The organism is Peribacillus sp. AS_2 (genome assembly GCF_026891895.1).
Taxonomy (GTDB): Bacteria; Bacillota; Bacilli; order Bacillales; family DSM-1321; genus Peribacillus; species Peribacillus frigoritolerans.
Window position 1 is genome coordinate 31,158 of record NZ_JAPTGA010000005.1, and the last position, 25,318, is coordinate 56,475.

General features: G+C 41.0%; 27 protein-coding genes and 1 pseudogene. 23 read left to right on the plus strand and 5 right to left on the minus strand.

All coding sequences use genetic code 11. The features are described from left to right. Positions 1 to 5: 5 nt before the first annotated feature. The 8 genes from OTG27_RS10340 to OTG27_RS10375 are packed head-to-tail and all read left to right on the plus strand — an operon-like array spanning position 6 to position 6,624. Positions 6 to 590 (plus strand): ECF transporter S component, encoded by a 585-nt coding sequence (locus OTG27_RS10340; RefSeq protein ID WP_268936849.1) that lies wholly within the window; start codon positions 6 to 8, stop codon positions 588 to 590. Positions 591 to 602: 12 nt separating this feature from the next. Beyond that, positions 603 to 2,066: an ABC transporter ATP-binding protein gene (locus OTG27_RS10345; RefSeq protein ID WP_268936850.1), complete on the plus strand. Its 1,464-nt coding sequence runs from the start codon at positions 603 to 605 to the stop codon at positions 2,064 to 2,066. Continuing rightward, complete coding sequence (locus OTG27_RS10350) at positions 2,067 to 2,843, plus strand: energy-coupling factor transporter transmembrane component T family protein (RefSeq protein WP_268936851.1); 777 nt, start codon at positions 2,067 to 2,069, stop codon at positions 2,841 to 2,843. Positions 2,844 to 2,883: 40 nt separating this feature from the next. Then, on the plus strand, positions 2,884 to 3,495 hold the full coding sequence (tenI, locus tag OTG27_RS10355) for a thiazole tautomerase TenI (protein WP_268936852.1): 612 nt from the start codon (positions 2,884 to 2,886) through the stop codon (positions 3,493 to 3,495). 1 nt (position 3,496) lies between these two features. Further along, on the plus strand, positions 3,497 to 4,621 hold the full coding sequence (gene thiO / locus OTG27_RS10360; protein ID WP_268936853.1) for a glycine oxidase ThiO: 1,125 nt from the start codon (positions 3,497 to 3,499) through the stop codon (positions 4,619 to 4,621). Positions 4,622 to 4,635: 14 nt separating this feature from the next. Continuing rightward, positions 4,636 to 4,839 (plus strand): sulfur carrier protein ThiS, encoded by a 204-nt coding sequence (gene thiS / locus OTG27_RS10365; protein ID WP_034312438.1) that lies wholly within the window; start codon positions 4,636 to 4,638, stop codon positions 4,837 to 4,839. A 1-nt stretch (position 4,840) separates the two neighbouring features. Next, positions 4,841 to 5,608 (plus strand): thiazole synthase, encoded by a 768-nt coding sequence (locus OTG27_RS10370; RefSeq protein WP_057275905.1) that lies wholly within the window; start codon positions 4,841 to 4,843, stop codon positions 5,606 to 5,608. After that, positions 5,605 to 6,624, plus strand: a complete 1,020-nt coding sequence (locus OTG27_RS10375) for a thiazole biosynthesis adenylyltransferase ThiF (RefSeq protein ID WP_268936854.1) — start codon at positions 5,605 to 5,607, stop codon at positions 6,622 to 6,624. The genes OTG27_RS10370 and OTG27_RS10375 overlap by 4 nt, the downstream gene beginning before the upstream one ends. Before the next feature lie 190 nt (positions 6,625 to 6,814). On the opposite strand, the gene OTG27_RS10380 is transcribed toward OTG27_RS10375, so the two are convergent. Beyond that, the gene (locus OTG27_RS10380; protein WP_063576391.1) at positions 6,815 to 6,958 is read right to left on the minus strand and encodes a small acid-soluble spore protein P; all 144 of its coding nucleotides are present in this window, start codon (positions 6,956 to 6,958) and stop codon (positions 6,815 to 6,817) included. A gap of 116 nt (positions 6,959 to 7,074) precedes the next feature. Here OTG27_RS10380 and OTG27_RS10385 point away from each other — a divergent pair, with 116 nt between their 5' ends. Next, positions 7,075 to 7,338: a hypothetical protein gene (locus tag OTG27_RS10385; RefSeq protein WP_034312430.1), complete on the plus strand. Its 264-nt coding sequence runs from the start codon at positions 7,075 to 7,077 to the stop codon at positions 7,336 to 7,338. Between the two features lie 162 nt (positions 7,339 to 7,500). On the opposite strand, the gene sspO is transcribed toward OTG27_RS10385, so the two are convergent. Then, entirely contained in the window at positions 7,501 to 7,653 is a 153-nt protein-coding gene (gene sspO / locus OTG27_RS10390) for a small acid-soluble spore protein O (RefSeq protein WP_034312428.1), read from the minus strand. Positions 7,654 to 8,037: 384 nt separating this feature from the next. Here sspO and acnA point away from each other — a divergent pair, with 384 nt between their 5' ends. From acnA to OTG27_RS10425, 7 genes are all read left to right on the plus strand, one after another. Then, positions 8,038 to 10,749, plus strand: coding sequence for an aconitate hydratase AcnA (gene acnA / locus OTG27_RS10395; protein WP_063576390.1), 2,712 nt, complete (start codon positions 8,038 to 8,040; stop codon positions 10,747 to 10,749). Positions 10,750 to 10,953: 204 nt separating this feature from the next. Beyond that, positions 10,954 to 11,487 carry a redoxin domain-containing protein gene (locus OTG27_RS10400; protein ID WP_053534825.1) on the plus strand — a complete coding sequence of 178 codons (534 nt, stop codon included), beginning with the start codon at positions 10,954 to 10,956 and terminating at the stop codon, positions 11,485 to 11,487. A gap of 558 nt (positions 11,488 to 12,045) precedes the next feature. After that, on the plus strand, positions 12,046 to 12,174 hold the full coding sequence (locus OTG27_RS10405) for an FbpB family small basic protein (protein ID WP_072272906.1): 129 nt from the start codon (positions 12,046 to 12,048) through the stop codon (positions 12,172 to 12,174). A 129-nt stretch (positions 12,175 to 12,303) separates the two neighbouring features. Next, positions 12,304 to 12,447, plus strand: a complete 144-nt coding sequence (locus OTG27_RS10410) for an acid-soluble spore protein N (RefSeq protein ID WP_048678620.1) — start codon at positions 12,304 to 12,306, stop codon at positions 12,445 to 12,447. Positions 12,448 to 12,513: 66 nt separating this feature from the next. Next, positions 12,514 to 12,759 (plus strand): small acid-soluble spore protein Tlp, encoded by a 246-nt coding sequence (gene tlp / locus OTG27_RS10415; protein ID WP_098865528.1) that lies wholly within the window; start codon positions 12,514 to 12,516, stop codon positions 12,757 to 12,759. 157 nt (positions 12,760 to 12,916) lie between these two features. Further along, a complete protein-coding gene (locus OTG27_RS10420) occupies positions 12,917 to 13,348 on the plus strand; it encodes an acyl-CoA thioesterase (protein ID WP_034312417.1) in 432 nt (143 codons plus the stop codon). Between the two features lie 24 nt (positions 13,349 to 13,372). After that, positions 13,373 to 13,666 carry a hypothetical protein gene (locus tag OTG27_RS10425; RefSeq protein ID WP_063576387.1) on the plus strand — a complete coding sequence of 98 codons (294 nt, stop codon included), beginning with the start codon at positions 13,373 to 13,375 and terminating at the stop codon, positions 13,664 to 13,666. A gap of 36 nt (positions 13,667 to 13,702) precedes the next feature. Here OTG27_RS10425 and OTG27_RS10430 read toward each other — a convergent pair whose 3' ends face one another. Then, positions 13,703 to 13,999: a HesB/YadR/YfhF family protein gene (locus tag OTG27_RS10430; RefSeq protein ID WP_034312410.1), complete on the minus strand. Its 297-nt coding sequence runs from the start codon at positions 13,997 to 13,999 to the stop codon at positions 13,703 to 13,705. A 90-nt stretch (positions 14,000 to 14,089) separates the two neighbouring features. Between OTG27_RS10430 and OTG27_RS10435 the strand changes: the two genes are divergently transcribed. Continuing rightward, the gene (locus tag OTG27_RS10435; protein ID WP_145505818.1) at positions 14,090 to 14,575 is read left to right on the plus strand and encodes an NUDIX hydrolase; all 486 of its coding nucleotides are present in this window, start codon (positions 14,090 to 14,092) and stop codon (positions 14,573 to 14,575) included. A 253-nt stretch (positions 14,576 to 14,828) separates the two neighbouring features. Here OTG27_RS10435 and OTG27_RS10440 read toward each other — a convergent pair whose 3' ends face one another. Then, positions 14,829 to 14,978: a YycC family protein gene (locus OTG27_RS10440; RefSeq protein WP_268565585.1), complete on the minus strand. Its 150-nt coding sequence runs from the start codon at positions 14,976 to 14,978 to the stop codon at positions 14,829 to 14,831. A 324-nt stretch (positions 14,979 to 15,302) separates the two neighbouring features. On the opposite strand from OTG27_RS10440, the pseudogene OTG27_RS10445 reads away from it, so the two are divergent. Further along, positions 15,303 to 15,781: pseudogene (locus OTG27_RS10445) on the plus strand (protoglobin domain-containing protein). A gap of 120 nt (positions 15,782 to 15,901) precedes the next feature. Here the strand turns inward: OTG27_RS10445 and plsY are convergent. Further along, entirely contained in the window at positions 15,902 to 16,489 is a 588-nt protein-coding gene (gene plsY / locus OTG27_RS10450; RefSeq protein WP_268936856.1) for a glycerol-3-phosphate 1-O-acyltransferase PlsY, read from the minus strand. Between the two features lie 491 nt (positions 16,490 to 16,980). Here plsY and OTG27_RS10455 point away from each other — a divergent pair, with 491 nt between their 5' ends. The 5 genes from OTG27_RS10455 to OTG27_RS10475 all read left to right on the plus strand — a co-directional run bounded on the left by OTG27_RS10455 (position 16,981) and on the right by OTG27_RS10475 (position 25,299). After that, entirely contained in the window at positions 16,981 to 17,391 is a 411-nt protein-coding gene (locus OTG27_RS10455) for a CoA-binding protein (RefSeq protein WP_063576383.1), read from the plus strand. A 382-nt stretch (positions 17,392 to 17,773) separates the two neighbouring features. Further along, positions 17,774 to 19,759: a DNA topoisomerase IV subunit B gene (gene parE, locus OTG27_RS10460; RefSeq protein ID WP_241588750.1), complete on the plus strand. Its 1,986-nt coding sequence runs from the start codon at positions 17,774 to 17,776 to the stop codon at positions 19,757 to 19,759. Beyond that, positions 19,749 to 22,193, plus strand: coding sequence for a DNA topoisomerase IV subunit A (gene parC / locus OTG27_RS10465; protein ID WP_057277809.1), 2,445 nt, complete (start codon positions 19,749 to 19,751; stop codon positions 22,191 to 22,193). The genes parE and parC overlap by 11 nt, the downstream gene beginning before the upstream one ends. A 313-nt stretch (positions 22,194 to 22,506) precedes the next feature. Next, entirely contained in the window at positions 22,507 to 24,102 is a 1,596-nt protein-coding gene (locus OTG27_RS10470) for a long-chain-fatty-acid--CoA ligase (RefSeq protein ID WP_268936857.1), read from the plus strand. A gap of 45 nt (positions 24,103 to 24,147) precedes the next feature. Then, positions 24,148 to 25,299: an acyl-CoA dehydrogenase family protein gene (locus OTG27_RS10475; protein WP_268936858.1), complete on the plus strand. Its 1,152-nt coding sequence runs from the start codon at positions 24,148 to 24,150 to the stop codon at positions 25,297 to 25,299. Positions 25,300 to 25,318 lie beyond the last annotated feature (19 nt).

Consider the following 25,318-nt stretch of genomic DNA (forward strand, 5'->3'; position numbering starts at 1 on the left):
AAACAATGAAAAAAGGATTGAAATTAACGGATATATTAGTCACGATCGTGATTGCGGTAGCATTTGGAATCGTTTATATCCTTTGGGGTTCGATTTATTATTCCGTTAAACCATTAGGATTACATCTGGATCAACTTATTTATGGAATGTGGTTTATAGCTGGCCCCGTCGCCTTCTTAATTTTACGGAAACCGGGTGTGGCACTTTTGGCGGAGATAGCTGCAGCTTCCGGGGAGTTCTTCCTTGGTTCACCATGGGGGCTGACCGTACTGTTATATGGGGTGGTCCAAGGTTTGTTAGCGGAACTGGTGTTCATGACTTTCAAATATAAAAAATTCAATATGCCGGTGGCCGTTTTAGCTGCGATAGCTTCCTGCCTGGCATCAGTTATCATGGATTTTGCATACGGGGAAATAGGTGCGCTTTCAACTTGGAATCTATCGTTATTCATGATAGCGAGGTTTGTGGGTTCCATATTATTTGCAGGTGTGACCGCTTATTATCTAGTTAAAGTCCTGGAAGCAACAGGAGTAACAAATCTTGTGCGTCCGGTTTCCAATAAAGATTATGCAGAACTGGATCAAAAGTAGAGGTTGAGGGCCATGGAACCAATCGTTTCTGTTGAAAAGTTAAGAATGAAATTTCCCGGTGATGAATTTTTGATATTCAAGGACCTATCACTATCGTTTGATCAAGGAGAAAAAGTGCTATTGTTGGGACCATCAGGATGTGGTAAGTCCACTCTGTTGCAAGTGTTAAGCGGATTGATTCCGAATTCCATCGAAGTCCCGATGAAAGCGGAGAAATTGAAATGCCCTTCTTCATGGGGGTATGTTTTTCAAGACCCTGATAGCCAGTTTTGCATGCCATTTGCCGATGAGGAAATTGCCTTTGTCCTTGAGAATCTTTCCGTCCCTAAAGAAGAAATGAAAGAGAAAATTGAAAATCAAATCCGTAATGTAGGATTGAACCTAGGGCATACAAGTATAGAAACATTATCAGGCGGGATGAAACAGCGTCTGGCAATCGCTTCAGTATTGGCCCTTGAACCAGAAGTGCTATTTTTAGATGAACCGACAGCCATGCTTGATCCGGAAGGAACGAAAGAAATCTGGGACTTGTTGAAGGAAGTCGGAAAAGACAAAACGGTTATTATCGTCGAACATAAAATTGACCATGTTTTAGAATTCATCGAACGAATCGTGCTTTTAAACGATGACGGTCAAATCATAGCTGATGGTCCAAGAGACACCATTCTTTCCCTATATAAAAATGAAATGAGAGAACATGGAATTTGGTTCCCTGGTGTTTGGGATGAATATATACAGAAGTATGCACCCACTAGGGAACACCAATTTACAAATTGTTTACCCCTTCTGGATGTGCAAGGATTTAGCGGTTTTCGGAATAAAGAGGAAAAAATCAAGGTTGAAGAGCTGAAGGTCCATTCAGGAGAATGGATTGTGATAAGGGGAGAAAATGGCGCGGGCAAGAGTACACTTTTGCATGCATTGATGCAGTTCATAAAAACGAAAGGTACGTATGAATTATTGGGGAACCCCATTAAAATGGTGAAAAATCCAACGGATCATATGACGTTTGTCTTTCAAAATCCTGAGTTTCAGTTCGTTGCAAATACTGTATATGAAGAGATTGCTTATTCATTGCGTATTGATAAAAGGCCGCAACAAGAAATAGATGAGAGAGTCCGCTCATTGCTTAAAGTGTTCCGCCTTGAGGCACATCGGGATAAACATCCGTTTCAATTATCAATGGGTCAAAAGCGTCGCTTAAGCGTAGCAGCATCAATCGTAATCGACAAAAAAATCATTCTCCTGGATGAGCCGACATTTGGCCAAGATTCGAAAAATACCTTTGCATTATTGGAATGGTTCGAGGAATATCGAAAGCGCGGAATAACCGTGATCATGGTAACTCATGACGAACATATTTCAAAAAACTTTGCAACCAGGATCTGGACGGTTAAGGGCGGAAACGTAATAAGTGATAAAAACATCGCGCAAGCCGGATTTGTCGAGACCAAAGTTAAAAGGAGTGTCATGTAGATGAATGTTTCAAACGCAGAAACATGGCTCCATGGAATTAATCCAAGCCTTAAACTTGGTGTACTGATTGTATTATGCATCGTGGCGTTATTCATTCATGACCTGAATTATATGATGAACATCACCATTGGCGTATTGATATTATTTTTGTTTTTTACCGGGCATTCGATAAAACGCATCCTGCTTTTGTCGATTCCCTTTTGTTTCATTTTTATATCCACCTCTTCTGCAATGATATTATTCGGGCAAGGTGAGACGCTTTGGTTTGAGTGGGGCCTCATATCGATTTCGGAAGAAAGTTTCATGAGGGGATTACTGGTAGGCTTTCGAGCTTTGTTCTTTGCGGCCCTTGGTTTAACTTTTTCCTTAACGACGAGACCAGTGAACTTGTTTTATTCGTTAATGCAGCAAGTTAAGCTTAAACCGAAATATGCCTATAGTTTCATGGCGGCATTAAGGCTGATTCCCATCATGATGGAGGAGTTCCAAACGATACGAAACGCGATGAAGGTACGCGGTTTCAAAAGAGGAAAAGGGATAAGGTCGGTCTATTTTAAAATGAAAGCCTATTCCATCCCGTTGTTATCCGGAAGCATCAGACGTGCTCACCGAATCGCGGTTGCGATGGAGGCAAAGCGATTTACAGACACTCGGGATCGAACATACTATTATGAATTTGGTTTTTCAAAAATGGACCATGGTTTCATTCTGTATTTTATCATCCTGCTGTTGGCCGGCTTTTACCTATCGATTCAATTCCCGTTAGTATCTATTTGATTTTTATGAGATTGTAACTTTACTAGTTGGGGGTTCTAGTATGAATGCACATGAATTGCATATAATTTCCACTGGGAAACAGCCAATTGAAAAGTTTGTGGAAATCGCTTCAAACATTCAGGAACATGTTGATTTCTTTTATCTAAGGGAAAAGCATAGGAGTGCTTCGGAACTCTATCGAGCAGTGAGGCTATTACATGATAATAAGATTCCGCTTTCTAAGATCATCATTAATGACCGGGTGGATGTAGCCTGGGTACACAAAGCATTTGGTGTGCAATTGGCTTTTCATAGTTTAGATGCAGAAGTCGTAAAAGGAGCTTTTCCAGGAATGAATGTAGGCTGTTCGATCCATTCCATGGATGAAGCGAAAGCCGCATTCAGCAAGGGGGCCGATTACGCGATTTATGGACATGTTTTTGAAACGGCTTCAAAAATTGGCCTTCCTCCTAGGGGAGTTGAGGAGCTTCAAGCAATCACAAGAAATGTCGATCTTCCGATAATTGCGATAGGAGGAATAACACCTTTCAATTGCCAAGACGTGCTGGATGCGGGGGCACACGGAATTGCGGTCATGTCAGGTGTGCTTGAAGCTGAAAATCCGATTGAAGCCGTTAAAGAATATGCGAAGTCTTTGGGAAAGGAGACATAATATGAATTCCATATATGATGCAATCATTGTTGGGGGAGGAGTAATAGGTGGATCCATTGCCTTTCAATTAGCCAAGCGAGGTAAGAAGGTTCTCTTATTGGAAAAAGACAGACTTGCCAGTAAAGCATCCAGTGCTGCAGCTGGGATGTTAGGGGCACAATCCGAGTTAGATCCTGATAATCCCCTTTTTACATTGGCAAGTCGAAGCAGGGCGATGTTTCCTGCACTGGCGGAAGAATTAAAAGACATAAGTGGAATAGACATCGAATTAGTGAATAAGGGCATGTATAAGGTGGCGCTATCAAGTGATCAAGTAGCCGAGTTGAAGAACATGATCAAAGTCCAGCAAAATGCCGGACTTGAGGCTGAATGGCTATCGACTGCCGAAATAAGGAAAACGGAACCGCTTTTATCGGATGAGATAAAAGGAGCCATGTTCATTCCGAATGATGGACAAGTTTCAGCCACAAGACTGTCGCTCGCTTTTACTGAATCTGCAGCTGCCCTTGGTGTGGATATAAAGGAATTTGTTCATGTCTCCGATTTGGTTACGGAAAACGGATGTGTAACGGGAGTTGTCACGGACATAGGTAGATTTTCAAGTGAAAATGTCATCGTGGCAGGTGGCGCTTGGAGTGCTTTCCTCCTAGAAAAATCAGGGATCATACTCGACAGTTATCCAGTAAAGGGAGAGTGCTTTTCCGTCCTGACCGATCGTCCATTGCTTGAAAAGACAATTTTTTCACATGGCTGCTATCTTGTGCCCAAAGTTGGTGGAAGAATCATTGTCGGGGCAACGGTTAAAGCGAACACTTTCGATCAAAAGGTAAGTCTTGAGGGGATTTCTACGTTAATAGAAAGAGCAAAGCAATTGCTTCCGGCGATTAAAGGAACCGAATTGGAAAAGACATGGGCAGGTATACGCCCCCAAACTGGGGACGGCTTACCGTACTTCGGTGAACATCCTGCATGCAAAGGACTTTTCATTGCAACGGGGCACTATAGGAATGGCATCTTGCTTTCTCCAATTACAGGTGTACTTATAGCGGATATTTTGGAAAGGAAGGCAAATCCCGAATGGTCCCCTTTTCGATTGGACCGTTCGATACAGCCCCTTTTTTCTTGATGGAGGTGGATGAATTGGAATTGATTATTAACGGGGAAAAAATACGGATTCCTGCTGAAGAATCAACTGTTACAGGGCTTTTACAACACTTTAATCTACATCAAAAAGTAGTGATCGTTGAATTGAATGATGAAATATTAGCAAAAGAAAGTCTAAGTGAAACACTTTTGTCAAATGGAGACAAGGTAGAGATTGTACATTTTGTAGGAGGCGGATGATATGTTAAAGATTGGTTCTTATGAATTTTCTTCAAGATTATTATTAGGTACTGGGAAATATCCAAATTTCGATGTTCAAAAACAATCAGTGGAGGTTTCGGAGACGGAAATATTAACATTCGCGGTCCGGAGAATGAACATTTTTGAAGCCAGTCAGCCCAATTTTTTGGAAAAGCTTGATTTGAAGAAATACACACTCCTTCCCAATACGGCAGGAGCTAAAACAGCCAAAGAAGCAGTGCGCATAGCCCAGCTTGCAAAGGCATCTGGCTTATGTGACATGATTAAGGTTGAAGTCATTGGCTGTCAAAAAACACTGCTGCCTGACCCGATTGAAACATTGAAAGCTGCTGAAGAATTAGTGAAACTGGGATTCACCGTATTACCTTATACTTCGGATGATGTCTTGCTCGCTAAACGCCTGGAAGAAGTGGGGTGCCATGCAATCATGCCCGGAGCTTCACCAATTGGCTCTGGTCAAGGCATTATAAACCCGCTGAACTTACGGTTCATCATGGAACAATCAGAGGTGCCGGTAATTGTTGATGCAGGGATTGGTTCACCCTCTGATGCAGCGATCGCCATGGAATTGGGGGCGGATGGCGTATTGCTTAACACTGCTGTTTCCGGGGCGAAAGACCCGGTCAAAATGGCGAGAGCAATGAAACTTGCCATTGAGGCAGGGCGATTGGGGTATGAAGCAGGAAGAATCGAAAAAAATGATTACGCGATCGCAAGCAGCCCAGTTGAAGGATTGAGCATTGGATGAATGAGCGTTATTCACGTCAAGAACTTTTTGGTCCTATTGGGGAAGAAGGGCAAATGAAAATTCGCCAAAAACACGTTTTGGTGATTGGAGCGGGTGCTCTCGGTACGGGAACTGCGGAAGGCCTTGTTCGAGCCGGAATTGGGAAACTCACCATTGTTGACAGGGATTATGTAGAGTGGAGCAACCTTCAAAGACAACAGCTTTATTGTGAAGATGATGCACAAAAAAGAATACCGAAAGCAGTTGCAGCGAAGAATCGCCTGATTGCGCTAAATTCGGATGTAATCGTAAAATCACATGTGGCGGATGTTTCGGTTGATGAATTGGCGAAGCTTGTTGAAGGCGTGGATTTGATATTGGATGCCACAGATAATTTCGATACAAGGATGCTTATTAACGATACTGCACAAAAATATAAAATCCCCTGGATTTACGGTGCCTGTGTAGGGAGTTATGGGATAAGTTACACGGTGATCCCAGAGAAGACACCATGTTTGAATTGTTTGCTGGAAACGGTCCCGATTGGAGGACTGACTTGTGATACGGCGGGAATCATCAGTCCTGCCGTTCAAACGGTCGTTGCCCATCAAATGGCGGAAGCTTTAAAAATCCTTGTCGAAGATCACGAATCGCTGAGAAACAAAATCGTTTCATTTGATCTTTGGAAAAATGAACATTCATCGATAAATGTAGCGAAATTAAAAAAGGATACTTGTTTGTCATGTGGGTCAAATCGAACGTATCCCCACCTCTCTTATTCAAATCGAACAAAGACCGCCGTTTTATGCGGTAGGGATTCCGTCCAAATCCGGCCGGCAATGAGGGTTGAAAGAGACTTAGCGGAACTCGAAAATAATCTTATCCCACAAGGTGGTAAGATCGACAGGAATCCTTATTTACTTTCATTTACCATTGGAGCCCATCGGTTGGTCGTTTTTAAAGACGGGCGGGCGTTGATTCATGGAACAAAAGATATTGCAGAAGCAAAAACGTTATATCATCGTTATTTTGGCTGAAATGGAATGGCACCGACTTGCAATTCACGTTTATACCCGTGAAAGAGTGCCAAAAAAAAGATGCCCTTATAATAGGAAGGTATCGAACATTTTCCCAATGTGGCTTATTTGCTTCAGAAATATAAAACGAAAGCGGTGTCTGCCTTTTTGGGGCGGCACCGCTTTGTTATGGAACGATTATTTAAGCAGCTTACATATCATGACTGCTATTATGCTTCTGACGGGAGTGCTGCCTGTTTTTCACCTTATGAGAACCGCTTAACGGTGCTGGTTGACCTGGGTTATTTCCTTTAGGAGCATTTTTTCGCATATCTTTACCATCGTTTTTGTTCATGTTCGATCCCTCCTATCTCTTAAGATAATCAGTCCGTGAAATTTTATTCACATACATATATTTGCAAACCTCGTACATGCTATGGATGGACACCATATTTAAGGAGCTGAATCCAAATGCAGGATAAACAAGATAAGCGAAGGTCTTTTCAGGAAGCCCAGCAAAGTTATCAACAAGTATTTGATGTATACTCATCCATTGAGAAAAACGCACCGAATTACGGAACGGAATTGAAACATGTGAAACAGGAAGTGAACGAGGCCTACCAACAAATACAATCTGCTTTAGTCACCGCTTCCGAACACCAGAAAGAACAATTGAAAAAATTCGAACAGGATATCCAGGCAATCGTCAATGAGGTCAATTCTGAGGACTATTGAGTGACAGGTTATTTCGTCATGAGTCCATGCGCATTAGTCTTGGGTTTTGCGCGTTTTACTTGTGCGTTAATTGATTTTAGAAAGGAATAGGCTTTTTGAAAAATGCAGGACATCTGCCATTTCAAAAAGCCTATCCTATTTAAAGTCTAAAAATGAGGGGAATCATTGGTTTTTCTTTCTTTTTTTATTGTTTTGCCTTTGCATTTCCGATAATGGCGGTTCATTTCCCAGTTCATCATTGTATCCAGCCCCATTACCTTGCGCTTTTGCTGCATTCATACCTGGTATAACATGATTTGCCTTTTGTTTTGTCATTTCGACACCTCCACCCATAGAATGTGATAATGTCGAATGATTATGTATGAAGTGTCAATATGTTTTGATGGAATAATTTATCAGGCCGCAAATAGGGGGTTTTCAAGAAAATGCATATCAGCAAGTCTTCTTAAATGCACTTTACCATGTGGGGGATTTTTTTCTATAAGAGAAACTTATCAAAAACAATAACTTTCTTGTTATTTACTTATACTCATTTCTATATTAGTATTAAGTTGAAGGAAGAGTTAGGGTGGGAGAAGAGAGAGAAAATTCGACAAACTAACTTTTTTACTTATATTTATAGTAAACATGGTTTCGGTGAACCAGGTTTTACTTTCATGTGCAGAATACGTTCTGACAGTTTAATAGGGGGTAATATTCATGACGAAAAATGACGTATACCAAGCGCGTAAGTCCTTTGAAATTGAAGGGCAACGCTACAACTACTACAGCCTAGACGCTATTGAAAAAGCAGGGGATGGCCAAGTATCACGCCTTCCATATTCCATTAAAGTATTACTTGAAGCGGTCCTTCGCCAAGTAGACGGAAGAGTAATCACAAAAGAACATGTTGCGAACCTTGCTAAATGGGGAACAAGCGAGCAACAAGATATAGATGTTCCGTTCAAGCCTTCACGTGTAATCCTACAAGATTTCACTGGTGTTCCAGTTGTTGTTGATTTAGCTTCTTTACGTAATGCTTTCGCGGCACTTGGTGGAGATCCTGACAAAATCAACCCGGAAATCCCGGTTGACCTTGTAATTGACCACTCTGTACAAGTTGATAAAGCAGGTACAATGGATTCCCTAGATGCCAATATGGATCTTGAATTCGAACGTAATGCAGAGCGTTACCAGTTCCTAAGCTGGGCTCAAAAATCATTCAACAACTATCGTGCAGTTCCACCGGCAACTGGTATCGTTCACCAAGTTAACCTAGAGTACCTTGCGAACGTGGTTCATGCTGTTGAAACTCCAAACGGAGACTTCGAAGTATTCCCTGATTCTGTTTTCGGTACAGATTCACATACTACAATGATCAACGGTATTGGTGTTCTTGGTTGGGGTGTCGGCGGTATCGAAGCAGAAGCAGGCATGCTTGGACAGCCATCTTACTTCCCAGTTCCAAAAGTCGTTGGTGTTAAACTGACTGGCCAACTTCCTAAAGGTACAACAGCTACTGACCTTGCATTGAAAGTAACACAAGTTCTTCGTGCACACGGCGTAGTTGGTAAATTCGTTGAGTTCTACGGCCCAGGAGTAGGATACCTTCCACTTGCTGACCGTGCAACAATCGCTAACATGGCTCCTGAATACGGTGCTACAGTTGGTTTCTTCCCTGTTGATGCAGAAGCGATCGATTACATGCGTTTAACAGGCCGTGATGAAAAACAAATTAAAGTGGTTGAATCATACTGCAAAGAAAATGGTTTGTTCTACTCTCCTGAAAACGAAGATCCAGCATACAATGATGTTGTGGAAATCGACCTTTCAGCGATTGAACCAAACCTTTCAGGCCCTAAACGCCCGCAAGATTTGATTCCACTTTCTCAAATGAAAAAATCTTTCCATGACGCAATCAATGCACCTATGGGCAACCAAGGTTTTGGCATGGACAATTCTGAATTGGATAAAGAAGTAACTGTTAAATTTGCCGATGGCAAAGAAACGGTAATGAAAACAGGTGCGATTGCAATTGCTGCAATCACAAGCTGTACGAACACTTCTAACCCGTACGTAATGCTTGGAGCAGGTCTTATTGCTAAAAAAGCAGTTGAAAAAGGCTTGACTGTTCCGGATTATGTAAAAACATCATTGGCACCAGGTTCTAAAGTTGTTACTGGTTACCTTCGTGATGCAGGTCTTCAACCATACCTTGATCAATTAGGATTCAACGTAGTTGGTTACGGCTGTACAACATGTATCGGTAACTCAGGTCCATTGGCTGACGAAATCGAAGCAGCTGTTGCTGAGGCAGATCTTCTAGTAACTTCAGTACTTTCTGGTAACCGTAACTTTGAAGGTCGTATTCATCCACTAGTTAAAGCGAACTATCTTGCTTCTCCAACTTTGGTTGTTGCATATGCACTTGCTGGTACTGTGGACTTCGATCTTAACAATGATTCACTTGGTAAAGATAAAGATGGTAACGATGTATATCTTGCTGATATCTGGCCATCACAAGAAGAAGTTAACGCTGCTGTTAAAGCGACAGTTACACCGGAATTATTCCGTAAAGAATACGAAACAGTATTCAACGATAACAAACGTTGGAATGAAATCCAAACAAGCAACGAAGCGATTTATGCTTTCGATTCTAAATCGACTTACATTCAAAATCCTCCATTCTTTGAAGGATTATCACCAGAACCGGGTTCAGTTAACCCACTTTCCGGCTTGCGTGTAGTTGGTAAATTCGGTGACTCAGTTACAACTGACCACATTTCTCCTGCAGGTGCAATCGGTAAAGATACACCAGCTGGTATCTATCTTCGCGAAAACGGTGTGAAACCGCGTGACTTTAACTCTTACGGTTCTCGTCGTGGTAACCATGAAGCGATGATGCGCGGAACATTCGCAAACATCCGTATCCGTAACCAAGTTGCTCCAGGTACAGAAGGTGGTTACACTACTTACTGGCCAACAGGCGATGTAATGGCTATCTATGATGCTTGTATGAAATACAAAGCTGATGGAACAGGTCTTGCAGTAATCGCTGGTAAAGACTATGGTATGGGAAGCTCTCGTGACTGGGCTGCGAAAGGTACTAACCTTCTTGGCATCAAAACAGTCATCGCTGAAAGCTTTGAACGTATTCACCGTTCTAACCTTGCATTAATGGGTGTTCTTCCACTTCAATTCAAAGAAGGCGAAAACGCTGAAACGCTTGGATTGACTGGTAAAGAAGCGATCGCAGTTAAAATCGACGAAACGGTTAAACCGCGTGATATCGTAAAAGTTACAGCTACTGATGAAGCTGGAAACGTAAAAGAATTTGATGTACTTGTTCGTTTCGATTCCGAAATCGAAATCGACTACTACCGTCACGGTGGTATTCTTCAAATGGTATTACGTAATAAATTAAAAGGCTAATTTCAGCTTTTAGGAAGCGGTAAACCTATTATAGGTTTACCGCTTTTTTTGTGTCGGGTTTATGAAACAATGAGATATCATGATATGATTTATAGGAATTGCACTTTTCCGCATACCCTTTTATTGTTAAGATGGAATAGGGAAGTTGTTCTAATTCTGGAAATGGACTAATATTTTTATTGTAATGGGACTAGGAGGACGAGTATGCTTAAAAAAATTATTGCTTCGGTGGCCTTACTATCACTTATTACTGTAGCGATCGTGCAGGCGATGGATAATGAATCAAAGGGAAATGACGAAAAAGATGCTTTGGGCGGATTGAAAATTGGAGCTAAAGCACCGAATTTCTCCCTGAAAACTTTGGATGGTAAACAAGTTGAATTATCGGATTATGAGGGAAAAAAGGTAATGCTCAATTTTTGGGCAACGTGGTGCCCGCCTTGCAAGAAGGAAATGCCGGATATGGAGAAATACACACAACAAGCGGGTGATGATGTCGTCGTACTTGCAGTCAATATTGACCCTGAAAATGATGTACAAGCATTTGTGGAGGATAATGGAATTACTTTTACCATACCGCTGGATAGTCAAAGTGCAAAAAATCCAGTGAATGAGCGCTACAAAATCCTTAGCATACCGACAACTTACTTCATCGACAAAAAAGGCATTATCAGGAATAAGGTAATTTCGGCCATGACCTTAAAAGATATGGAACGAAATATAAATAGTATGCAGTAGGGTAACTTTATGAAGTTCCAATAGTATTGAAGGAATTAGCGAAACTCGGTGCCCAAACCCGGCTAGATGCATGGGGCTAGGAGACTTGGCGGCAGTCGGACGGAAAATAAGTTAAAACAAAGTTGATTGGAGCGGGTGTACGAGACTCCTGCTTAGAAAAGCGCGTCTAGGGGAGACCCCGCAGGCGAAAGCCGAGGGCCGACCGCCCGCGGAAAGCGAATGCCCTACGTTCCAATTAACGTCCAAATTGTACAAGCCATAAAAATAGACAAACTCGATTTTCAGCGAGTTTGTCTACAGTCTGGACGGAACCTTATGAGGTTCCGTTTTCATGTATGTTAACAAAGTTGTCAAACTTTTATGGAAAAATCAAAAAAATTAAAAAATTATGGTTAAAGTTTATGAAAAAAGGGTTAAAGTAAGAGTGGAGATATGGAATTTTTATCAGATTAAAAATCTGATAATTATGACAATTAAAGGGATGGAAACCATATAGTCATAATTTTACGTTAATTTGGCAATGCTGAATTGTATATTAAAAATAAGTAGGTGAAAAGCATGAAGAAAAGAAAAAGGACATTTGAAGAATTAATTAAAGAAAATAAAAGGGAATTATTGATGGACGTTAAACAAATGGAAAGACTTGAAGAACGTCTTGAAAAAAAACATATGCAAAAGGCTGAATAGTCTTTGCTTAAAAAGAGTCAGTGCCATGAGGTCCCTTCAAGGTGCTGGCTCTTTTTTCATAACTATTTCAAAAACTGGCATTCATGAATTTCCTCTTTTTTATCCATGATAAGAGAAGGAGGCGATAGAATGGGTAATCCAAAAAAAGATTCCAAACACTTTAGACCGAGCCATCAAGGAACACAGCCAATAGCAGCGGGCGGGAACAATGGTAAGAAAATGCAGGACAAATCAGGCAAACATGCTCAGGTCATTCAAACTAAAGGCGAGTAATCAAGGGACAAGCTTATAAAGTAATCGTAATAATATTATGTAAATAAATAACATGAGGTGAAAATAATGGGCGCAAATAAGCACAATCCGGATAATCGTTTGGATAATGTTGAAAAAATTCAAGATGCAATAGAAAATACGGAAGAAAACATAATCGCTGCAAATGAAACGTTATCATTTTCTTCAGGGGAAGAAAAGCAGGCAATTCAGGATAAAAATGAACGAAGAAGAAAGAGCATTGATGGAATGAAGGAAGAAATGCAAGATGAGCAGGAAGCACGGGAAAACGGTTATAGTAACGATAATATGTAAACAACTAGGTAAAGGGGAGAAAGAGATGAGAAATCTTTCTCCCCTTTCATTTTAGGTTCAATGAAGGGAAACAGTCTATAAAGACAGCTTAAATGAAATTTGCACAATTGTTATGGTAAAATGTTTATTGCAAGAGAAATGAAAGTGGGGAAACAAAATGTTCATAGCTGAAAACGAAATTGAAGTGCGGTATGCAGAGACAGATCAAATGGGTGTTGTTTACCATGCAAATTATTTAATATGGATGGAACTAGGCAGGACAAAATTGATAAATGATTTAGGGTTTTATTATGCTGATATGGAAGCGGATGGCATCCTCTCACCTGTTATGGATATTCAAGCTTCGTATAAAACCCCTGTTAGATATGGTGATAAGGTGAAAATTAAAACCTGGATTGAAAAATATGACGGTTTACGCGTCGTTTATGGGTATGAGATCGTTAATGGGAAAAATGAAGTGGCGGCTACAGGTCATTCTTCCCACGTTTGCGTTAAAAAGGAGAGCTTCCGCCCAATATCCATTAAACGCATGTATCCTGAATGGCATGAGGCCTATGAGAAAAATAAAAAGCAGGATGAATTGGTTTAATTACAATTATTGAGGTGATCAAAAATGGCTTTTGGGATTAAACGGGTAGACATCGTAGCCTGGAAGCAGAAAATCGATCAAGGCCAAATAGCTTTTTTAACTCATTATTGGCTGGATGACCGATTTCCCGGTTGCAAGACGGTAACAAAAGTCGGATGCAGGGATTTAAGGCGTTTAGCGGAGTGGGGTAAGCAATACGGGCTAAAAAAAGAGTGGATTCATCACAGGAAGGATGGCTATTCTCATTTTGATCTTTTAGGGGATAAACAAGCGGAAATTCTTAGGGCGGAGGATATTGAAGAGCGCCTGCTCGATTGAACAAAAAAAACAGCAGTTTACACCGCTGCTTTATTGTCAAGCACTCTTTTCATATTGAAATTCTGGTTCAGTCAGTTTTTCATTAAAAGTAATAAGTAAATCGTGGCCATCAAAGTACCATAAATCTTTTTCTTCTACATAAAAATTAATCTCGTTCATAGTCGTTGCGGCCGCTGCATTTTCCGGTTCTTCTTGCATGATACCTAATGAAAAGCCGCTTTGGACGGTACTATGTCCGCCATATCTTACATAAAAGCGCAAATGAGAGCCTTCTTGAAGCCCCAGTTCATCAATATACCACTTAGCTGCTTGATCGGAAATGGTCAGTTTCATACTCATTCTCCTTCCTAGAGGTTCGTTATTTAAGTATAAAGTAATTATGCGGTAGATGCGAATAATGTGCGTTTAAGAAAGGAAATAACAATGGATATTATATACAATATTTGTTTCATAACTCGAAAAAGATCCAACGAAGTCGAAGTGTTGATGCTATTTCGCCAAAAGGATCCCAATCGGCATAAATGGAATGGCATAGGCGGGAAAATAGAAAAAGGTGAAACCATCGATGAATCGATGGAACGCGAAATTCTTGAAGAAACTGGATTGAAAGTAAGGGGGATGAGCTTTCGAGGAATCGTGACATGGAATGAAACAGGTGGAATGTATGTTTACAGAGCTGAAGATGAAGGGGGAGGGCTATCTGCCTGTGATGAAGGGGAACTTGCCTGGAAGCCATTTCAATGGGTTATGGAGGCAAGTGAAGTTGTGTCCAACATAAAGTATTACCTGAAAGATATATTACAGGATGAACCACCACAAGAATTTGCATGTACCTATGAAAATGAACAATTAATATCAGTCAAAAAGAAGCCTCTGCATGATATGGCAAAAGAATTGACTTTCAATTGAAAACCGCCCATTTGCGGTTTTTTTTGCCTTTTTGATTCCTGAGCCAAAGCGGCGGGGGAATATTCGGAATATTGATATATTTATGAGTTAAGCAAGACTCTGAAATTATATATTGTTAGGATAAAACGAAATCCATCTAATTAATTTCCTCATAAAGTCGGGGCTTGAAAAAGGAAATCCGGAAATGGTATTGCCCGTAAGATCGTTTCGTACCCATATGAGCACACACAAAAATAGCTGCAGATTCCTGCAGCTATTTTGTATTGCCTTTTTCTTTTGCTTCAGCCTCGGCAAGCTTTTTCAGCAAGACTGGTGTAGGCATATGCATGATTTGCTCTAAAGGCAAGTTTAGTGAATTGGATAACTTTAATGCAGTTTCCGGTGATATTTGCAATGGTTTCATGGCACTTTCTCCTATCGATATGTAATAACTAGTTCCAGTGTAGCCCCTGTTAAACAATTATTCAATCCTTACTTGACTCTTTCTCCACTAAACGAATTCCAAACGATTTATTCGTTTGGAAGTTAATGTAGAAATGACTCAGGCCCTTTTACCTTGACAAAAGAATCGTGTGGAGTCCAGAATGAAATATAAATAGACCAAAAGAATCGCTTTTTCGAGGGTAACCTGACTTAATTTCAATTAAATAGGTATAAAGGATCTCATTTTATTGTCAGGTATAATGGATTAGCTTTGTCGTGATTTTCAAAATCCGGGGAGTGGGATATGGGGATTTTCATAAAAGTGAAGCACTGGTTTCAAAAAGCAAATGAAACAGATGGCATATTGGATGTAAGCAGTGAACAGGTGAAACTTCAGGTTAATATCATCTATTTAACGGAATATGTTTTAAAGCTGATCAATATTTTAGAGAGGCAATCGAACCCCAGGTCGAGGGAGTTGTTGATGCCTTTTATCAAAATTCTGCAGGTTCCTGAATTGAAAGGGATTATAACGGTGCACAGCACAGTGGGAAGATTGAGAAAAACGTTAATTACTCATATGTTATCTTTATTCAATGGTGTGATTGACGATGATTTTGTTAAATTGCGGACAAAGTGGCGAAGACTCATTATTGTATTGGCTTACAGCCCCGGTGGTATTCACCCGGTTTTCAAAATGTAAAGAATCACTTGCAAAGAATCGTCTTTGAACAAACCAAGAATGAAGATGAGCAGCGGGCTTTAATATCAGCGATAGGATAGATACTCAATCTCGAACAGCAATTAGTGAAAAGGTTTCGAGGCATGACTTACAAATGAATTGTAGAATGGAAAATAGGCCCTTGCATACGGGCCTATCTTCACATGGTAATGCACATGTTCTTATAACCATTTTACTTTAGGTTCAGTTTTATCGATAATCCGCTTGATGTTTGCGCGATGCCGGTAAAAAATGAAAATCGTTATTAAACTGATTACAATAATGAGCGGCAAATCTTTAATATGAAAAACTAAACTGTAGATGAGAGCAAGTAGACAAGCAATCATGGATGAAAGCGAGACATATTTGGATATGTATAAGGATATAAAGAAAATGATGACGGCAAAGACAAAAAACCATGGTTCATAAGCAAGAATGACACCAGCAGAAGTTGCCACGGCTTTTCCGCCCCGAAAATTTGCAAAAATGGGAAACATATGACCGATTACCGCAATAACTCCGGCTAGCAATAAATGCATTTCCACGCCTAGCATATACGGCAGATAAGTTGCTAGGGTACCCTTAAGTATATCCATGATAGTAACGGTTAGACCTGCCTTGACACCAAGTGTCCTGAAGGTATTTGTCCCGCCTAGATTTTTACTGCCATGCTCCCGGATGTCGATTTTGTAAAATGTTTTACCGATTATTAAACCGGACGGAATCGAACCGATCAGGTAGGCAGCCAGTATAGTGATAAATGTAAGCATTCTATTACCCTTTCTTTAAGAAAAATCTTCTTTTTTTATCACGTTTAAGGAAGATTGTTCCCTTTTTCAAAAATAAACGTGTAGAAATAGCTAAAAACAGCCCTGAAATACCTGTTAAGCTTCTCTTATTGTAACATTTTCGTGACAAAATGGTACGGCTGTCCAAAAAAAATCCACTAAAAAAATGAATTTTCCTTGATGGACCTACATCTTTTGATATACGTTAAGTTCATGAACGGTAAAAGGTTCAGACTTCCTTATTTTCGTAAATATATAATGAACGATGCCTCCTTGTATAAATTGTTACAATACGTGGTAGTCTGTATGAACATAAGAAAGTTAAGTGAGTCATGCCTTTTCTAAACTTATTCTTTCTTGTATAATGATTTTTCTTAATAATGGTAATAAACAGCTTTTCTCTGTAAAATACCTTTGTTAGGAATACTCTTTAATCAAATATTACATTTTATTATAAAAGGGGATTGAAAAGAATGATAGAAAATCCAAGCAGGGAAGAAATGGGAAAGATGTTGAAAAAATCGAAGCGCATCGCTGTCGTCGGTTTATCTGATAACCCTGAGCGCACTTCTTATATGGTATCGAAGGCCATGCAGGATAGCGGATACGAAATCATCCCGGTAAACCCTGCTGTAGCTGAAGTGCTGGGTGTAAAGGCAGTAAAAGCCCTGAAAGATATTGAAGGGCACGTCGATATCGTCAATGTTTTCCGCCGTTCAGAGTTCCTTCCGGAGATAGCCAAGGAATTTGCAGAAATCGATGCAGATATCTTTTGGGCGCAGCTAGGAGTGGAAAATGAAGAAGCCTATAATTTTTTGAAAGAAAAAGGACATACTGTCATCATGAATCGATGTATAAAAGTCGAACACGCCCTTACTAAGTAAAATGAAGAGCGGAACTTCCGCTCTTTTTTTAAGGTATCGCTTTATTTCTGGAGAAAAACTGAAAGGCAGCCATAGCGGGCATTGAGCGGTCGGGCAAAATTAAGCCATTAAAGCTTAATTTGATTTAAATATAAAAGTATATTTGCCAAATGAAAATTTACCGCTACAATTAGAATGGTAGCTATGATACGTTTTGTTCCACACAAATGTGCTAACGCTAATAAAAAGGACAAAAAAATAGAACACTTGTTCTTTGTTCGTGAAAGTATTATACTTGTTATAATGATAATAACGTATTAATGGATTTGTTAAGCTAGTGAGTCATTTCATTGCAGTATGATTTGGCCCGGAAATTGTGTTTAGTAAGGAAAGGGGAATTTCTGTGGCAAAGAAAGTAAAAACAATCGAGTACAATGATGATGCAATTCAGGTACTGGAAGGACTCGAAGCGGTCAGAAAACGTCCCGGTATGTATATCGGCAGTACTGATGCACGCGGACTTCATCATTTAGTGTACGAGATTGTAGATAACTCCGTAGATGAGGCTTTAGCTGGATATGGAGACCAAATTAGTGTGAAAATACATAAAGATAACAGTGTAAGTGTGTCCGATAAAGGGCGTGGAATGCCTATTGGCATGCATAAATTAGGTAAACCGACGCCTGAGGTCATTTTAACGATTCTTCATGCTGGAGGTAAATTTGGACAAGGCGGATATAAAACGAGCGGAGGCCTTCATGGAGTCGGTGCTTCGGTCGTTAACGCGTTGTCTGAATGGCTTGTCGTGACAATCAAGAGGGACGGGTTTATTTACGAACAACGTTTTTTCAATGGCGGAAAGCCAGAAACCACACTGGAGAAAATCGGCAAAACAAATCAAGCTGGGACCAAAATCCACTTCAAGCCCGATCCTAAAATATTTTCGGTGACGACTTTTAATTATGAAATCCTGTGTGAGCGCCTTCGCGAATCAGCTTTTCTTTTAAAAGGCATGAAGATAGAATTGACGGATGAGCGTAACGACCATAATGAAATTTTTCACTATGAAAATGGCATTGAAGCGTTTGTCGATTATTTAAATGAAGAGAAAGAGACACTCCATAGTGTAGTCAGCTTAGAAGGGGAACAAAATGGGATCGAAGTCGAACTTGCCTTTCAATTCAACGATGGTTATTCAGAAAATATTCTAAGCTTCGTGAATAACGTTCGTACAAAAGATGGGGGCACCCATGAGATTGGTGCAAAAACGGCCATGACACGGGCATTCAATGATTATGCCAGAAAAATGGGGCTATTAAAGGAAAAAGATAAAAACCTCGAAGGTACCGATATACGTGAAGGCTTGTCTTCAATCATTTCAGTGCGCATCCCTGAAGAACTTCTTCAATTCGAAGGACAAACCAAAAGCAAACTTGGAACCAGCGAAGCCCGTTCTGCAGTCGATTCCATCGTATCAGAGCACCTAGCCTACTTTTTTGAAGAAGATCCGACCACAAGTACCCTATTGGTTAAAAAAGCGATTAAAGCGTTCCAGGCAAGGGAAGCGGCACGCAAAGCCCGTGAAGACGCAAGAAGCGGGAAGAAACGGAAAAAATCCGATGCCATCCTTTCCGGGAAATTAACACCGGCCCAATCGAAAAATCCCGAACGAAATGAATTGTATCTTGTAGAAGGTGACTCTGCTGGGGGATCGGCTAAACAAGGGCGGGATCGCCGTTTCCAAGCAGTTCTGCCTTTGCGGGGTAAAGTTATCAATACGGAAAAGGCAAAACTGGCGGATATTTTTAAGAACGAGGAAATAAATACGATCATCCATGCCATCGGCGGGGGTGTCGGGGCGGAGTTCAATACGCCGGACACTAACTATGATAAAGTGATCATCATGACTGATGCAGATACGGATGGTGCCCATATCCAAGTGCTGCTGCTGACATTCTTTTATCGCTATATGAAGCCGTTAATAGAGGCTGGAAAGGTTTACATTGCCTTGCCCCCTTTATATAAAGTGAGCAAAGGGACAGGCAAGAAAGAAGTCATTGAATATGCTTGGAGCGACGAGGAACTTCAGGGAGCGATAGACAAGGTGGGGAAAGGCTATATGATTCAGCGCTATAAAGGGCTGGGTGAGATGAATGCCGATCAATTATGGGATACCACCATGAACCCGGAAACAAGGACATTGATACGTGTGAAGATCGATGATGGAGCACGTGCAGAAAGACGTGTGACAACGTTGATGGGAGATAAGGTTGAACCGCGTCGTAAGTGGATTGAAGCCAATGTCGCTTTTGGTCTCGAAGAGGAATCGAATATTTTAGATAATGAAAATATGTCGATTGAAGAGGAGGTCATTAACGATGGTATTTGAAGAAACGTTTCGAGATTTGCCGCTAGAAGAGGTAATTGGTGACCGCTTCGGGCGTTATAGTAAATATATCATCCAAGATCGGGCACTTCCTGATGCAAGGGACGGCTTAAAACCGGTGCAGCGCAGGATATTGTATGCGATGCATGTCGAAGGAAATACTCAGGAAAAAGGATTCAGAAAATCCGCAAAAACGGTCGGTAATGTAATTGGTAACTATCACCCTCACGGAGATTCATCCGTTTATGAGGCAATGGTTCGGATGAGCCAAGACTGGAAGCTGCGGAAGGTAATGGTCCAAATGCACGGAAACAATGGTAGCATTGATGGTGATCCGCCTGCTGCGATGCGGTATACGGAAGCGAGGCTTTCATCGATTGCCTCCGAGATGCTGCGGGATATTGAAAAAAGGACGGTCGATTTTGTACCGAACTTTGATGATACTTCTGAAGAGCCCATTGTTTTGCCTGCAATGTTCCCTAACCTGCTTGTAAACGGCTCTACAGGAATTTCAGCCGGCTATGCCACTGAAATCCCGCCACATCAACTAGGTGAAGTCATTGATGCTGCCATTATGCGAATCGATAAGCCGGAAGCGACAGTCGCTGATTTAATGACTGTCATTAAAGGGCCGGATTTTCCTACTGGCGGTATCATTCAAGGAATTGAGGGCATTCGTAAGGCCTATGAAACAGGTAAAGGGAAAATAATCATTCGCGGGTTGGCGGAAGTGGAAACGATTCGGGGCGGCAAACAGCAAATCGTCATCACTGAAATCCCATATGAAGTCAATAAAGCAAACCTTGTTAAGAAAATGGATGAATTCCGTCTAGACCGGAAAGTGGAAGGTATCGCCGAAGTAAGGGATGAGACCGACCGTACAGGACTGCGCATTGTCATCGAACTGAAAAAAGAAGCAGATGCAAATGGAGTCCTGCATTATTTATATAAAAATTCCGATCTCCAAATTGCCTACAATTTCAATATGGTTGCAATTTATAAAAAGCGGCCAACATTGATGAGCCTGCCTAAAATGCTCGATGCTTATATCGAACACCGTAAAGAGGTAATCGTGAACCGTTCACGTTATGAGCTGCAAAAGGCACATGACAGGGCACATATCGTCGATGGATTAGTGAAAGCTTTATCCATATTAGATGAAGTCATCGCTGTCATCCGGGCATCCAAAGACAAACGGAACGCTAAAGATAACCTCATAGCTAAATTTGCTTTTACAGAAGCGCAAGCTGAAGCCATTGTCTCCTTGCAGTTATATAGGCTGACAAATACGGATATTACTGCACTTGAAGCAGAGGCAGCGGAATTGAAGGACAAAATTGAAGAATTGACAAAGATTCTTGGAAGTGAAAAGGTTCTTCTTCAAGTAATTAAAAAAGAACTTCGATTCATTAAAAAGGGTTTTGATGACGGACGGCGTTCCAAAATCGAAAAAGAAATTGAAGAAATCAAAATAAATCTTGAAGTCTTGATTGCGAGTGAAGACGTAATGGTTACCGTGACGAAAGAAGGCTATGTCAAACGGACATCGTTACGATCTTATGCAGCGTCAGGAGGGCTTGATTTTGGCATGAAGGATTCCGATCGCCTGCTCCAGAGGCTGGAGATGAATACAACAGATGTCCTGTTGCTGTTCACGTCCAAAGGGAACTACCTCTATTGTCCAGTTCATCAGCTTCCTGATATTCGCTGGAAGGAAACCGGTCAGCATATCGCTAACATCATTCCAATCGACAGGGAAGAGCAAATCATAAAAGCGATTCCAATCAAAGATTTTACCATGCCGGAATTCTTAGTTTTCATCACGAAAAATGGTATGGTGAAAAAGACAGAATTAGCTTCCTATAAAGCTCAGCGTCATTCAAAACCGCTGGTTGGTGTCAATTTAAAAGGTGACGATGAACTGGTCGATGTCCATCATACGAATGGACAGGCTGACCTTTTCCTAGTCACTCATAATGGCTATGGTTTATGGTTTGATGAAGAAGAAGTAAGTGTTGTCGGTGTCCGGGCAGCGGGAGTCAAAGGGATTAACTTGAAAGAAAATGACTATGTCATTGGCGGAAAGGTTTTGGCCAAGGATAGTAAAGAATCGATCTTTATCGTTACACAGCGCGGGGCCATTAAGAAAATGAAATTAACCGAGTTTGAAAAAACGAGCCGGGCAAAACGCGGAGTCGTGGTCTTGAGGGAATTGAAATCGAATCCTCATAGGGTCATTGGTTTCGATATCATTAACAAAACCGACAGTCTATTCATTCTTTCCGAAAAGGGAACCATTGAAACGATTCATGCCGCTTCATTAAAAAATCATGATCGATATACGAATGGATCATTTGTTTTTGATGAAACGGTTAGTGGAAAAGCGAAAGAATTATGGAAAATATCATTGGAAGATGACACCGCCATGGAGCAGTGAATCACTTTTTGAACGGGATGCTGACCTTGATCAGCATCCCGTTTTATTTTCTTGAAAATGATCAGTATATCCACAGGCCAGTACTACAGTTGGGCCTTTATACGAAAGCAATGTCTTAATTCAAAAATGAGTTATTGAGTCAAATTTAAATCCTAGTATTATGAACCTGGAATTATTAAGAACGCAGCAAATAATTCAATTTTGAATTTTAGCATTAACTGAATCAACGTATCAAAACGATTTATTTTTGGCACACTCCTTGCATGTTGTTAGTATGACTTCTTTATTTTTGAATGAAGAAAGGGGAGGACAAATGGATAGACCTTGGATAAAGCATATCCCGTCCGGAAATCCAATAGAGATTGATATTCCTGAAATTTCATTGACTGAACTTTTTTTTCAATCAGTCGAACAGTATTCGGATAATACAGCGATAACGTTCATGGAGAAAAGGTATACATATTCAGAGTTGGGGAAGTTAGTGAAAAAATGTGCCCGCTTGCTTGCTGATGAAGGGATTGGAAAGGGAGATCGTGTGGCTATCATGCTTCCTAATTGTCCCCAATATCCTATTGGTTTTTTTGGAACTCTTTTGAATGGAGCCATTGTTGTCCAAATCAATCCAATGTATAAGGCGAACGAATTAATGCATGTCCTGAAAGATTCAGGTGCAAGGCACATCATTGTACTCGACGATTTATTGCCCATAGTTGAAGCTGTCATAGCTGAAACCGATGTAGAAAAGGTGCTGAGCGTGTCGCTGGAAAAGGGCAAATGTGAAATGTCAAAAAAACTGCTATCTGTAACAGAGGCGGATTTCACTGTGAAGATTGAACCTGCTAGAGATGTCGCCGTCCTCCAATATACTGGGGGAACGACAGGGCGTTCTAAAGGCGCGATGCTAACCCATCGTAATATCGTAGCCAATACGCTGCAAAGTGCAGCCACTTCAAGAATCAATACTCAAAAGGGGAAGGAAAGGGTACTGGGCGTTTCCCCATTATTTCATGTTTACGGCATGACTTCAGGGATGAACCTGACGTTTTATAATGGCGGGGAATTAATTCTTGTATCCCGATTTCAGGTAACGGAGATCGTCGATATTATCACTAATCTTAAACCGACTATTTTTCCAGGGGTACCGACGATGTATATTGCTTTATTACAATATTACCAGTCCCATCCATTTGATTTGCATACTTTGACATCTTGCGTTTCGGGTTCGTCACCATTGCCATTGAATGTATTGTCAAGGTTCAGCGAACTTAGTGGAACAAAGATTGCTGAGGGCTATGGATTGTCCGAGGCGTCACCAGTCACGCACCGGAATCCAGTCAGCGGCCTGCAAAAACCAGGAAGTATCGGGATTCCCATACAAAATACGGATGCCGCCATAATTGACAGCATTACAGGAGAGCCAGCCCTCTTGGTTGATACACCAGGTGAATTGGTCATAAAGGGTCCACAGGTGATGAAAGGTTATTGGGGCATGCCTGAAGAGACGAAGAAGACGATTCAAAACGGATGGCTGCATACCGGTGATATGGCCAAAATGGATGAAGATGGCTTCTTTTACATTGTGGGACGGAAGAAAGAGATGATCATCGCAGGCGGATTCAATATTTATCCAATTGAAATTGAAGATATACTATACAGCCACCCTAAGGTACTTGAAGCTGCCGTCTTTGGCGTTCCCGATCAATATCGCGGTGAAACGGTACATGCAGCGGTAGTTCTTAAACCAAGTGAAAGAATAACTGAAAACGAATTGAAGGATTATTGCCGAAAGCAGCTCGCTGCCTTCAAGGTCCCAAAAGCAATCACATTTGAAAGTGAACTTCCGAAGACGGCGGTCGGTAAAATTTTAAAACGCAAGCTTCTAGAAAAACATATCGCTCATTCGAACTAAATATGAAAGCGTTAACAACCAATTCGCAGATAAAGGGGAATGCAAATGGACTTTCGTTTAGATGAAGACATCCTGCTACTTAAAGAAAATATACGCCAGTTTATCGAAGAACAAATCGATCCATTTTCCATGCAGATAGAGGATGATGATCATATCCCGGAATCGATCATAAATTTATCGAAGGAAATCGGGCTATTCGGACTTAGTATCCCGGAAAGGTATGGCGGACTCGGAATCGGGATGGTGGGAAAATGTGCTTTATATGAGGAAATCGGCAAAACACATAATGGATATACCACTCTGATAGGGGCCCACACCGGTATAGGGACGGTAGGGATAGTTGAAATGGGCAATGAAATGCAAAAGGAAAAGTATCTACCAGATATGGCAAGCGGTAATAGAATTGGCGCTTTTGCTTTAACTGAGCCTGCAGCGGGGTCCCATGCTACGAATCTCAAAATGACGGCGGTCAAAAATGGAGATAAATATATTTTAAATGGTACCAAGCATTATATAACGAATGCAGATGTAGCAGATATTTTTACAGTTATGGCCGTTACGGACAAAGATAAAGGGGCGAAAGGGATCACCTCATTCATAGTAGAAAAGGATTTTCCGGGTTTTAGAGTTGGTAGCCTGGAAAGGAAGATGGGTCTTCGAGGCTCACATTCGGCCGAATTATTTTTTGAAGATTGCGAGGTTCCTGCTGAAAATGTACTGGGGGACGTCGGCCAAGGGTATGTAAATGCCTTGAAAATCCTTGCAAATGGCCGGGCAGGCCTTGCTGCCCGTAATTTGGGGTCCTGTCAATACCTGCTCGATCTTTCTACCAAATATGCCACAGAACGTGAACAATTCAATGTCCCGATCATTGATCATCAAGCCGTATCCCATATGATTGCCGAGATGGCAATGGAAATAGAAGCACTTCGCTCATTCACATACAGGGTCGCATGGATGGTCGATCAGAAAGAAAAAATCATTAAAGAAGCGGCCATGCTTAAGTTGTATGGTTCGGAAGTATATAATCGTGTCGCTGATAAAGCCGTACAGATTCATGGCGGGATGGGATACATGAAGGATTATCCAGTTGAACGTTTCTATCGGGATGCCCGAATCACCAGAATATATGAAGGTACGTCCGAAATCCAAAAAAATATCATTACCGGACAATTGAAGAGAAAATATCAAAACTAGTCTAATTGGAAAGCGGAGG